9 protein-coding genes are annotated in these 12,639 nt (G+C 58.7%); 5 read left to right on the plus strand and 4 right to left on the minus strand.

Annotated features, from left to right (window positions below):
• The 4 genes from fdx to sseB all read left to right on the plus strand — a co-directional run bounded on the left by fdx (position 1) and on the right by sseB (position 2,751).
• A complete protein-coding gene (fdx, locus tag IM299_RS11835; RefSeq protein ID WP_003860652.1) occupies positions 1-336 on the plus strand; it encodes an ISC system 2Fe-2S type ferredoxin in 336 nt (111 codons plus the stop codon).
• A gap of 1 nt (position 337) precedes the next feature.
• Complete coding sequence (iscX, locus tag IM299_RS11840) at positions 338-538, plus strand: Fe-S cluster assembly protein IscX (RefSeq protein WP_003860650.1); 201 nt, start codon at positions 338-340, stop codon at positions 536-538.
• 53 nt (positions 539-591) lie between these two features.
• Positions 592-1,878 carry an aminopeptidase PepB gene (pepB, locus tag IM299_RS11845; protein WP_041908707.1) on the plus strand — a complete coding sequence of 429 codons (1,287 nt, stop codon included), beginning with the start codon at positions 592-594 and terminating at the stop codon, positions 1,876-1,878.
• Positions 1,879-1,974: 96 nt separating this feature from the next.
• A complete protein-coding gene (gene sseB / locus IM299_RS11850) occupies positions 1,975-2,751 on the plus strand; it encodes an enhanced serine sensitivity protein SseB (protein ID WP_032648693.1) in 777 nt (258 codons plus the stop codon).
• 17 nt (positions 2,752-2,768) lie between these two features.
• On the opposite strand, the gene IM299_RS11855 is transcribed toward sseB, so the two are convergent.
• The 4 genes from IM299_RS11855 to IM299_RS11870 all read right to left on the minus strand — a co-directional run bounded on the left by IM299_RS11855 (position 2,769) and on the right by IM299_RS11870 (position 7,399).
• Complete coding sequence (locus IM299_RS11855; RefSeq protein WP_028014071.1) at positions 2,769-3,539, minus strand: MurR/RpiR family transcriptional regulator; 771 nt, start codon at positions 3,537-3,539, stop codon at positions 2,769-2,771.
• Positions 3,539-4,384 (minus strand): 3-mercaptopyruvate sulfurtransferase, encoded by an 846-nt coding sequence (sseA, locus tag IM299_RS11860; RefSeq protein ID WP_150145446.1) that lies wholly within the window; start codon positions 4,382-4,384, stop codon positions 3,539-3,541. The genes IM299_RS11855 and sseA overlap by 1 nt, the downstream gene beginning before the upstream one ends.
• A gap of 90 nt (positions 4,385-4,474) precedes the next feature.
• Positions 4,475-5,842 (minus strand): 6-phospho-alpha-glucosidase, encoded by a 1,368-nt coding sequence (locus tag IM299_RS11865; RefSeq protein WP_041908712.1) that lies wholly within the window; start codon positions 5,840-5,842, stop codon positions 4,475-4,477.
• A 12-nt stretch (positions 5,843-5,854) separates the two neighbouring features.
• A complete protein-coding gene (locus IM299_RS11870; protein ID WP_193357517.1) occupies positions 5,855-7,399 on the minus strand; it encodes a PTS transporter subunit EIIC in 1,545 nt (514 codons plus the stop codon).
• Positions 7,400-7,686: 287 nt separating this feature from the next.
• Between IM299_RS11870 and IM299_RS11875 the strand changes: the two genes are divergently transcribed.
• Positions 7,687-12,639 (plus strand): alpha-2-macroglobulin, encoded by a 4,953-nt coding sequence (locus tag IM299_RS11875; protein ID WP_193357518.1) that lies wholly within the window; start codon positions 7,687-7,689, stop codon positions 12,637-12,639.

Here is a 12,639-nt window from a genome sequence, read left to right on the forward strand (position 1 = left end):
ATGCCAAAGATTGTTATTTTGCCTCATGCGGACCTCTGTCCGGATGGTGCTGTTCTGGAAGCGAAGACCGGTGAAACCATTCTCGATGTTGCCCTGCGTGCAGGTATCGAAGTGGAACACGCCTGTGAAAAATCCTGTGCCTGCACCACCTGCCACTGCATCGTGCGTGAAGGTTTCGACTCTCTCGCCGAGAGCACCGAAGACGAAGACGACATGCTGGATAAAGCATGGGGTCTGGAGCCAGACAGCCGCCTGAGCTGCCAGGCCGCGGTGACCGATGAAGATCTGGTCGTGGAATTCCCACGCTACACCATCAACCACGCACGCGAGCATTAATATGGGACTGAAGTGGACAGACAGCCGTGAAATCGGCGAAGCGCTCTACGACGCGAACCCGGATCTCGATCCCAAAACCGTACGATTCACCGACATGCACCAGTGGATCTGCGATTTAGAGGATTTCGACGACGATCCAAACGCATCCAATGAAAAAATTCTGGAGGCGATTCTGTTAGTCTGGTTAGATGAAGCAGAGTAAATCACTTAACGGGCTGCCTTCAGGCGGCCCGTTTGCTAATAAGGATAAATAAAATGACCGAAGCGATGAAGATTACGCTCTCTACGCAGCCCGCCGACGCGCGCTGGGGCGAGAAAGCCAGCTACAGCATCAACAACGACGGTATCACCCTGCACCTGACGGGCAAAGATGATTTAGGTCTGATCCAGCGCGCCGCGCGTAAAATTGACGGCCTGGGCATTAAGCATGTCTCGCTGGAAGGCGAAGGTTGGGATACTGACCGCAGCTGGGCGTTCTGGGCGGGCTACAAAGGCCCGAAAGGCACCCGCAAAATTGAGTGGGCGAACCTCGACGAAGCCGGTCAAAAAGAGCTGGAAAGCCGCCTGAAAATTATCGACTGGGTGCGCGACACCATTAACGCCCCGGCGGAGGAGTTAGGCCCTGAGCAACTGGCGCAGCGTGCGGTTGACCTGCTGTGCGGCGTGGCGGGGGATAACATGTCCTACCGCATCACCAAAGGTGAAGATCTGCGCGAGCAGAACTACATGGGCATTCATACCGTGGGCCGTGGCTCCGAACGTCCTCCGGTCCTGCTGGCGCTGGATTACAACCCAACCGGCGATAAAGAAGCGCCTGTCTTTGCCTGCCTGGTCGGTAAAGGTATCACCTTCGACACCGGCGGCTACAGCCTGAAGCAGAGCGCATTCATGGATTCCATGAAGTCCGACATGGGCGGCGCGGCAACCATCACCGGCGCGCTGGCATTCGCTATCACCCGCGGTCTGAACAAGCGCGTGAAGCTCTACCTGTGCTGCGCGGACAACATGGTGAGCGGCAACGCCTTCAAGCTGGGCGACATCATTCGCTACCGCAACGGTAAAAATGTCGAAGTGATGAACACCGATGCCGAAGGCCGTCTGGTGCTGGCCGATGGCCTGATCGACGCCTCTGCCCAGAAGCCAGAGCTGATTATCGACATGGCGACCCTGACCGGCGCGGCGAAAACCGCCCTGGGCAACGACTACCACGCGCTGTTCAGCTTTGACGACAAGCTGGCCGCTCGCCTGCTGGCAAGCGCGGCTGCGGAAAACGAACCGTTCTGGCGTCTGCCGCTGGCCGAGTTCCACCGCAGCCAGCTGCCGTCTAACTTTGCCGAGCTGAATAACACCGCGAGCGCGGCGTACCCGGCGGGGGCAAGTACCGCAGCAGGCTTCCTGTCGCACTTCGTTGAGAACTATCACGAAGGCTGGCTGCACATCGACTGCTCCGCAACCTACCGTAAGGCGGCAGTTGAGCAGTGGTCCGCGGGTGCGACCGGTCTGGGCGTGCGTACCGTGGCGAACCTGCTGACGGCTGAGTGATCTTTTTTGCCCGGCGGCGCTGCGCTTGCACGGGCCTGTGGTTTTGTAGGCCGGGTAAGCAAAGCGCCACCCGGCGTTTATTGAAGTAGCCAAACTATGTCAGATACCAAAAACGAATTAGAAACCCTGCTGGAACAGGCGGCGACCGAGCCCGCCCATCGTCCGGCATTTTTCCGCACGCTGCTGGAATCCACCGTCTGGGTGCCGGGCACCGCGGCGGAAGGTGAGCAGGTAGTGGAAGACAGCGCGCTGGATCTGCTGCACTGGGAGAAAGATGACGGCACGTCGGTGATCCCGTTCTTCACTTCATTGGAAGCGTTGCAGGAAGCGGTAGAAGATGAACAGGCGTTCGTGGTGATGCCGGTGCGCACGCTGTTCGAAATGACGCTGGGCCAGACGCTGTTCCTTAACGCTAAGCTGCCAACCGGGAAAGAGTTCACCCCGCGCGAGATCAGCCACCTGATTGGTGAAGAGGGCAATCCGCTCAGCACGCAGGAAGTGCTGGAAGGGGGCGAAACGCTGCTGCTATCTGAGGTGGCCGAGCCGCCTGCGCAGATGATCGATTCCCTGACGACGCTGTTCAAAACGCTCAAGCCCGTCAGGCGCGCGTTTCTCTGCTCCATTAAAGAGCGCGCGGACGAAAAGCCGGTGCTGTTGATCGGTATTGAAGCCGATGGCGATTTCGACGAGATCGTTCAGGCGGCGGGAAGCGTGGCCACCGACACGCTACCGGGCGATGAGCCGATTGATATCTGTCAGGTGAAAAACGGTGAGAAGGGCATCAGCCATTTTATTACCGAGCACATCACGCCGTTCTATGAGCGTCGCTGGGGCGGCTTCCTGCGCGATCTCAAGACCAACCGCATCATCTGATTACGGCGGGGTGAATGTCACCCCGTTGCCTCCAGCAGCAGTAAATCCATCAGCAGCACCAGATTCGACTCAAACGACGTCACGCCCGCGGCTTCGGCAGCGAAGTGCACCGCCTCGTCATACAGCGCAAAGTGCACGTCCGCCATGCCCGCCAGCGTATTGGCCGAGGCGCGGGTAAAGGCGACGACCGTCATGCCGACGTTTTTGGCAATCCGCGCCTTATCCAGCACCTGTTCCGTTTCGCCGCTGCGGGAGACGGCGATAAATACCTGATAACGCGCGGCGTTGCTGAGAAAAATGTTTCGGCTGTCCCCCGGCCCGGAGATGAACGCCGTTTTGCCCAGCACCTGCAGCTTCTTGGTCAGGTATTCGGCAAAGAGATAGGAAAACCCGGCCCCGTAGAGAAAAAAGCTCTCTTTCTGCCGCAGCAGGTCGGCGAACTGCTGGCGCTTCTCCTGCGTGATCCACTGGAAGGTGTGCTGATAGTTAGCGATAAACTGATTAAACAGCGCCGGGAGCTCAGGAAGGGATTGCGCCTGAGCGGCAATATGCGGCGTGTCGGAGAGCAACTGCTTGCAGTGCCAGATAAACTCACTAAAGCCGCTAAACCCCAGCTTCTGACACAGCCGCATAATGGTGGCGGTCGAAACAAACGTCGCCTGCGCCAGCTCGCGCACCGTGATGTTGCCCACCAGCAGCGGATGCTCCGTGAGGTGGGCGAGGACGCGATACTCCGCGCGAGTCAGCGATGCTCCGCGCGTTAATAACGTGGCCAGGCGGTTATCCATTATTTCGCCGGTTCAACTGGCAGATCGTCACGCGCCCCCCATTCGCTCCAGGCGCCGTCGTAGAGCGTAACGTCGTTGACGCCGAGGGTGGCGAGCGCCAGGATCACCACGCAGGCCGTCACGCCGGAGCCGCAGCTGGCAATAATCGGGCGATGTAAATCCACGCCCGCGCGGTCAAAAATGGCACGCAGCTCGTCGGTAGTTTTCAGCTCGCCCTCAAACACCAGGTCGCCCCACGGCACGTTCAGCGCACCTGGAATATGGCCTCGTCTCAGCCCTGGACGTGGTTCATCCGCTTCAGCGTTAAAGCGCGGTGCAGGGCGCGCATCGACGATTTGCGCCGTCTTTTCATGGCTCGCGACCAGTACGTCGGTCAGGCGCTTCACCACGTTAGCGTCGAACGTCGCGTCGAACTCGCCTTCCGGCAGCGTCACGTCGCCCTGCTGAAGCGGCAGCTCGTCACGCTTCCAGCCCGCCAGACCGCCCGCCAGAATCGAGACTTTTTCCACGCCAAACTTTTTCAGCATCCACCATGCGCGCGGCGCGGAGAACAGATTGCCTTCATCGTAAACAACAAGATGTTTGTCTTTGCTGACGCCCAGCTCGCGCATCGCCACGGAAAACGCTTCCGGGCGCGGCAGCATGTGCGGCAGGGGAGAGGTATGATCGGAGAGGGCTTCGATATCAAAAAATACCGCGCCAGGCAGATGCCCTGCGCGGTATTCACCGGGAACGTCACGATGTTCCTGGCCCGGCGGGGCCATACGCGCGTCAATAATCTGGACTTCCGGATCGTCGCCGTGCTCAATCAGCCAGTCGGCGGCGACAAAATATGAGGTGGACATGGGTTGCCTCCATTCTTTTCCGTAAAAAAGGATTGTCGGTGTTTTTTCTGACACCGACAAGCAAACCACGTTCAACTCGCGAGCAAGCCCCTATTTTTTCACCGTTTCGCCGTCCTGCCAGGCTTTTTGCAGCGCAGGCCAGTAGTCGCGGTTGGCTTCTATCATTTCATCCAGAATCGCTTTTGCGTGCTCCATGGTGGGCACGGTGCGGTTGAGGGTGAACGCCTGAAGCGCTTTCTCATAGCTGCCTTCGATGGTCGCCTCTACCAGCAGCTGTTCAGACGCCAGCTGCTGTTGCAGCAGGGTCTGGTGGAACAGCGGTACCAGCCCCACGCGCACAGGCTCCGGCCCTTCGGAGGTGATATAGGCGGGTACTTCCACCACCGCATCGTATGGCAGATTAGTAATCGCCCCGCGGTTCTCCACCATTACCAGATGGCGTTGGCGCAGGTTAAAGGCCAGCGAGCAGGCGACATCGACGATAAACTCGCCGTGAACGCCCACGTGGAAGGCATCCGGTAAAATCCCGGTGCGCTTGTACTCTTCAGCAGCAGCAAAAAGTTTTTTCTCACGCCCGTTCATCACTTCATTGGCGCGGGTATAGTCCGGGTTCTGATGCTCCACAATCTGGTTCGGCATCAGGTAGTACTGCAGGTACGGGTTCGGCAGGTACTCCGGGAAGTTATCCATAATCGGCTTGATGTTGCGCCAGGTTTTAACCCACGAAGGATCCGAGTGCTGCGGATCGGTTTTTGCGGCATCTTCCGTCAGCAGGCCAAACTTCGCGATATGTTTACGCAGCTCCGGTAATTTGTCCTCGCCGTCCACCAGCACGCGGGTAAACCAGCCGAAGTGGTTCAGGCCAAAGTAGTCCACCTCCAGTTTGCGACGATCGACACCCAGAATGGCTCCCATATTACGCATCGCCGCGACCGGCATATCGCAGATGTTCAGCACGCGAGCATTTGGTCGCAGGCGTCGCACGCCCTCCGCGACGATCGCCGCCGGGTTGGAGTAGTTCACGATCCAGGCTTTCTCATGCGCGTAACGATCCACCAGATCGATAAGCTCGACCATCGGCAGGATCGTGCGCAGTCCGTAGGCCAGCCCGCCGGGGCCGCAGGTCTCCTGGCCGACCACGCCGTGACGCAGCGGGATCTTCTCATCCTGCTCGCGCATTTTGTACTGGCCGACGCGCATCTGGGCGAAAACGAAATGCGCGCCGCTGAAGGCCACTTCCGGGTCACTGGTGACGGTAAATTTGATGCTCTGGCTGTGGTCGCGAATCACTTTCTCAACCACCGGCGCAATGGTGTTCTGACGCGCCTCGTCGATGTCATAGAGGCGGATTTCGGCCAGCGGAAAATCCTGCAGGCGCACCATCAGGCTTTTCACAATACCCGGCGTGTAAGTGCTGCCGCCGCCGGCAATCGACAGAATGAATGGGGGTGTAAACATCTTTAGCTCCTTTCAGAGAAACGTCTCAACGGCTTCTCGCATTTTTTTGACGTGCAGCCCGTAGACCACCTGAACGTTGTTACCTTGTTTGATAACCCCTTTCGCGCCGGTCGCCTTCAGGCGCGGCTCGTCGATGATGGCGACATTCTTCACCGTGACGCGTAAGCGGGTGTAGCAGTTATCCACAACCTCAATATTTTCCCGGCCGCCCAGGCCCACCACGATGGACTCGCCCAGCCCGTCGTTATTGCCTTTCGCCTGGTACTCCTGCTTGCTGTAGAGGCGTGTCTCCTGATCTTCATCCTCACGGCCCGGCGTTTTCATGTTGAAACGCAGGATCAGGAAGCGGAACACCACGAAGTAGAGGGCAAACATGATCAGCCCAACCACGATGTACATCGGCCAGTTGGATTTCTCGGTGCCGAGCGGCAGGTTGTAGAGAATGAAATCGATAATCCCGTTGGCGCCGATGGCATGAACGCCCAGCAGCGAGAACAGCATCATGCCAATACCGGTCAGGACCGCATGCACCACGAACAGTAGCGGGGCGACGAACAGGAAGGAGAATTCAATCGGTTCGGTCACGCCGACCAGCAGCGAGGTCAGCGCCGCCGGGATCAGAATGGCTTTCGCAACGGCTTTACGCTCCGGCTTCGCGGTCATGTACATCGCCAGCGCGGCGGCGGGCAGGCCGAACATCTTGCTGATGCCGCGCGCGTCCCACACTACCGTGCTGCTGAGCTGCTTCACGTCCGGGCAGGCCATCTCGGCGAAGTAGGTATTGCGTGCCCCCTGGTAAGTCGTGCCGCACACCTCCTGCGTGCCCCCCAGTTCGGTATACAGAAACGGCGTATAGACCAGATGATGCAGGCCGGTCGGCACCAGAATGCGCTCAAGGAAACCGTAGATCGCCACCCCGAACGGGCCAGAGCCTTTAATTGCCAGCGCCAGGGCGCTAATCCCATGCTGGGCAAACGGCCAGAGTTCGCTCATTACCACGCCGAGTAGCATAGAGACGGGCAACATGACAATGGCGACAAAACAGTGGCCGGAGTAAATCGCCATCGCGCCGTTAAACTGTACGCCGGAGTATTTGTTGTACAGGTAACCGGAGAGTGCCCCGGTCAGGATCCCGGCGAAAACGCCCATCTCCAGCACCTGAACGCCCAGCACCATGCTTTGCCCGGCGGCTTTCATCTGCTCAGCAGGGGCCAGCTCGCCCTGCAACTGCAGCGTCACGTTCATGGCGTTGATAAACACCACGAAAGTCACCAGCCCAATCAGCGCCGCGTAGCCTTTATCGCGCGTCGCCAGACCAATCGGGATCCCGACGGCAAACACCAGCGCCAGGTTGACCAGCACCGACACGGCAGATTTGGCGATCAGCTGGCCGATACTCTGGATAAGCGGATGACCAAGGAACGGCAGGTATTCGGCCAGGTTACCGTTGCCCAGCACATTGCCAAAGGCGATAAACAGACCAACAATAGGTAAGATAAGTACCGGTCCGTATAATGATTTTCCGAAATTTTGTAGGGCGTTCACGGCTCGTTTCATGGCTTTCTCTCTTTTTGAACCGCGCACTCGGGGTGCGTCATGGTCATAAAACTAGCAGGCTCTGAGCGAACATATCCAGCTATCTTCTTGTTTTAAAAACAAATGACGTAAAAGGTAACATGTGACGTTATGCGCTGTGATCGCGGTTCCATCCCGGTGTAGCGGCGTGATGCCATTCTGCGAGGCGCTTTCCAGATTCTAAAATTGGACTTTTTGAATTAACGAAACTTGCGGATAATACTTATCCGGACGACGACCAACAGGCCCCCTCAGGCCAGGGACACAGGATGAAACCGTTTCGCTTAGCCGCGATCTCTCTCGCGCTGCTCACCACCTTTACGCTTGTCGGCTGTGATAACAGCGACGATAAACCTCAGGCTGCGGCTGCGGCAGCATCCACCGCATCCACACCAAAAGCCGCGGAAAAGCCCGACGCTGAAAAGCTGGCTAAAATGGCCGCCCAGAGTCAGGGAAAAGCGCTGACTCTGCTTGATGCGTCTGAAGTGCAACTGGACGGCGCCGCTACGCTGGTGCTGACCTTCTCTGTCCCGCTGGATCCGGAACAGGATTTCGCGAAAACAGTGCATGTTGTGGATAAGAAAAGCGGCAAAGTTGACGGGGCGTGGGAACTTGCGCCTAACCTGAAAGAGCTTCGCCTGCGCCATCTGGAGCCTAACCGAAACCTGGTTATCACCGTGGATCGTGGGCTGGTGGCGCTGAACAAAGCGACTTTTGGCATTGATTATGAAAAAGCTCTGACCACGCGAGATATAGAGCCGACGGTCGGTTTTGCCAGCCGCGGCTCGCTGCTGCCGGGCAAGGTGGTGGAAGGGCTGCCGGTGATGGCGCTTAACGTCAACAATGTGGACGTCAATTTCTACCGCGTGAAACCGGAATCGCTGGCCTCGTTTGTCAGCCAGTGGGAGTACCGCAACTCGCTGACCAACTGGGAATCTGACAATCTGCTGAAGATGGCGGAACTGGTCTATACCGGTCGTTTTGACCTCAACCCGGCGCGCAACACGCGTGAAAAACTGCTCCTGCCGCTTAAAGATATCAAGCCGCTTCAGCAGTCCGGCGTTTATATCGCCGTCATGAACCAGGCAGGGCACTACAACTACAGCAATGCCGCAACGCTCTTTACCCTGAGCGATATCGGTTTGTCTGCTCACCGCTATCATAACCGGCTGGACATTTTCACCCAGAGCCTGGAAAACGGTGCGGCGCAGTCCGGCGTCACCGTCACGCTGCTGAATGACAAAGGTCAGACGCTCGCCGAAGCCAGCAGCGACGCCGACGGCCATGCGAAGCTTGAAACAGACAAAGAAGCCGCGCTGATCCTCGCCAGCAAAGACGGCCAGACTACGCTGCTCGATCTCAAGCTCCCAGCGCTCGACCTGGCAGAGTTTGACATCGCCGGTAGCCCCGGCTTCAGCAAGCAATTCTTTATGTTTGGCCCACGCGATCTTTATCGTCCGGGTGAAACGGTGATTCTTAACGGCCTGCTGCGCGACAGCGACGGAAAACCGCTTCCCGATCAGCCCGTGAAGCTTGACGTGCTGCGCCCGGACGGCCAGGTGGCACGCACGATCGTTGTTCAGCCTGAGAACGGCCTCTACCGCTTCAACTACCCGCTGGATAGCGGCGCGCAGACCGGCATGTGGCATATTCGCGCCAATACGGGCGATAACCAGCAGCGCCTGTGGGATTTCCACGTCGAAGATTTTATGCCCGAGCGTATGGCGCTCAATCTGACGGGACAAAAAGCACCGGTTTCCCCACAGGATGAGGTGGACTTCAACATCGTGGGCTATTACCTGTATGGCGCTCCGGCCAACGGCAATTCTCTTCAGGGCCAGCTTTTCCTGCGTCCGCTGCGTGAGGCCGTTGCTGCGCTGCCCGGCTTCCAGTTTGGTGATATTGCGGAAGAAAACCTGAGCCGCAGTCTGGATGAAGTGCAGCTTACGCTGGATGAGCAGGGGCACGGGCAGGTCACTATCGAAAGCCAGTGGAAAGAGGTACACTCGCCTCTGCAGCTGATCCTGCAGGCGAGCCTGCTGGAATCAGGCGGCCGTCCGGTGACGCGCCGCGCGGAGCAGGCTATCTGGCCGGCGGCGCAACTGCCGGGTATCCGTCCGCAGTTCGCCAGTAAGGCGGTCTACGACTACCGTACCGATACCACCGTCAACCAACCGATCATCGACGAGAATGGTAACGCCAACTTTGACATCGTCTATGCCGATGCCAGCGGCGCGAAAAAAGCGGTATCCGGTTTGCAGGTACGCCTGATCCGTGAACGCCGCGACTATTTCTGGAACTGGTCCGAGAGCGAAGGCTGGCAGTCTCAGTTTGATCAAAAAGATCTGATTGAGGGCGAGCAGGAGCTTAGCCTTAAGGCCGATGAAACCGGCAAAGTCACCTTCCCGGTGGAGTGGGGCTCATACCGTCTGGAAGTGAAAGCGCCTGATGATGTGGTCAGCAGCGTGCGCTTCTGGGCAGGTTACAGCTGGCAGGATAACAGCGACGGCACGGGTGCGGCGCGCCCTGACCGCGTGACCCTGAAACTGGATAAACCGGCCTATCAGCCAGGCGATACCATCCAGCTGCACATTGCAGCGCCAGCCGCAGGCAAGGGCTATGCGATGATCGAGTCCAGCGAAGGGCCGCTGTGGTGGAAAGAGATCGACGTACCGGCAAACGGGCTCGATCTTTCCATTCCGGTGGATAAAGCCTGGAAACGTCACGATCTCTATCTCAGTACACTGGTGGTGCGTCCTGGCGATAAATCCAAATCCGCCACGCCGAAGCGCGCGGTTGGTCTGCTGCATCTGCCGATGGGCGACGAAAATCGCCGCCTGAACATCGCGCTGGATAACCCGCAGAAAATGCGTCCAAACCAGACGCTCTCTGTGAAAGTGAAAGCCAGCGTAAAAGAGGGGGCGGTTCCGCAGAAAGTGAACGTGCTGGTGTCGGCGGTGGACAGCGGCGTGCTGAACATTACCGATTACGTTACGCCAGATCCATGGCAGGCCTTCTTCGGCCAGAAGCGTTACGGCGCCGATATCTATGATATCTACGGCCAGGTCATTGAAGGGCAGGGCCGCATGGCCGCGCTGCGTTTCGGTGGTGACGGCGATGAACTCAAGCGCGGCGGTAAACCGCCGGTGAACCACGTCACCATTATTGCCCAGCAGGCTCAGCCGGTTACGCTGGATGCCAACGGAGAAGGCACCGTTACGCTGCCGATTGGTGATTTCAACGGCGAACTGCGTCTGATGGCGCAGGCGTGGACGGAAGATGATTTCGGCAGCAGCGAAAGCAAGGTTGTGGTGGCCGCGCCGGTTATTACCGAGCTTAATACTCCGCGCTTCCTGGCAAGTGGAGATACCTCACGGCTGACGCTGGATCTCACTAACCTGACCGACAAACCGCAATCGCTGAACGTCGCCCTGAGCGCGACAGGCAAACTGTCACTGGAAGGTGTACAGCCGCAGCCGGTTCAGTTGCCGCCGGGCGCGCGCAGTACCCTGTTTATTCCGGTGCGTGCGCTGGAGGGTTATGGCGACGGTGAGGTGACGGCACAGGTTACCGGCCTGGAGCTTCCGGGCGAAACCTTTGCCCCGCAGCAGAAAAGCTGGAAAATCGGCATTCGTCCGGCGTTCCCGGCGCAGACGGTCAATACCGGTGCCATGCTGAACCCCGGCGAGTCCTGGACCGCACCGGCGCAGCACAGCAACGGTTTCTCTCCCGCCACTCTGCAGGGACAACTGCTGCTGAGCGGCAAACCACCGCTCAACCTGGCGCGCTATATTCGTGAACTGCAGGCGTATCCGTATGGCTGCCTGGAGCAGACCACCAGCGGCCTGTTCCCGTCACTCTATACTAACGCCGCGCAGCTTACCGCGCTTGGTATAAAAGGAGATACCGATGACCAGCGCCGTGCTGCCATTGATATCGGGATCTCCCGTCTGCTGCAGATGCAGCGTGATGATGGCGGTTTTGCCTTGTGGGATAAAAACGGGCCTGAAGAGTACTGGTTGACCGCCTATGTGACTGACTTCCTGGTGCGCGCGGGCGAGCAGGGTTATAGCGTACCTGCCGATGCGGTGAACAACGCCAACAACCGACTGCTGCGCTATCTGCAGGATCCGGGCATGATGTCTATCCGCTACAGCGACGACACCCAGGCCAGCAAATTTGCCGTGCAGGCGTATGCCTCGCTGGTGCTGGCGCGTCAGCAAAAAGCCCCGCTGGGCGCGCTGCGTGAAATCTGGGATCGCCACGCTCAGGCCGCCTCCGGGCTGCCGCTGATGCAGCTGGGTATGGCGCTCAAACTGATGGGCGACGCGCCGCGCAGCCAGCAGGCGCTGGATCTGGCGCTCAAAACGCCGCGCAACGACAGCAAAACATGGATGGCCGATTACGGCAGCCCGCTTCGCGATAACGCGCTGATGCTCTCCCTTCTGGAGGAGTATAAATTGCTGCCGGATGCGCAAAATACGCTGCTGAATGCCCTGTCTGAACAAGCCTTCAGCCAGCGCTGGTTGTCCACTCAGGAGAGCAACGCGCTGTTCCTGGCCGGACGTTCGCTGCAAACTCTGTCCGGTGCATGGCAGGCGAAAACCTCCCTGTCAGATTCCGCATCAGGTGGCGATAAAGCGCAGGTACAAAACGTGAGTGGTGACCAGCTTGGCGCGCTGCAGGTAACCAATACCGGAACGACACCGCTCTGGGTACGTCTGGACAGCACCGGTTATCCGGAATATGCCCCTCAGCCGAGCTCGAACGTGTTGCAGGTCGAACGTCATATCCTGGCAACCGACGGCAGTACGAAATCACTCTCTTCGCTGAAGAGCGGCGAGCTGGTGCTGGTGTGGCTGGAGGTTAAAGCCAGCCAGAACGTGCCGGACGCGCTGGTGGTGGATCTCCTCCCGGCTGGTCTGGAGCTGGAAAACCAGAACCTGGCGAGCAGCAGCGCAAGCCTGCAGGACAGCGGCAGCGAAGTGCAGAACCTGCTCAGCCAGATGCAGCAGGCGGACATTCAGCACATGGAGTTCCGCGACGACCGCTTTGTGGCCGCCGTGCCGGTAAACGAAGGTCAGCCGGTTACGCTGGTTTATCTGGCCCGTGCCGTAACGCCGGGCACCTACCAGGTGCCGGTTCCGATGGTGGAGTCTATGTACGTTCCGCAGTGGCGGGCAACGGGTGCGGCCAGCGGCCCGCTGATTGTTGTTCCGTAA

It is taken from the genome of Enterobacter cloacae complex sp. P47BA, from assembly GCF_014930485.1.
GTDB classification, from domain to species: Bacteria; Pseudomonadota; Gammaproteobacteria; order Enterobacterales; family Enterobacteriaceae; genus Enterobacter; species Enterobacter bugandensis.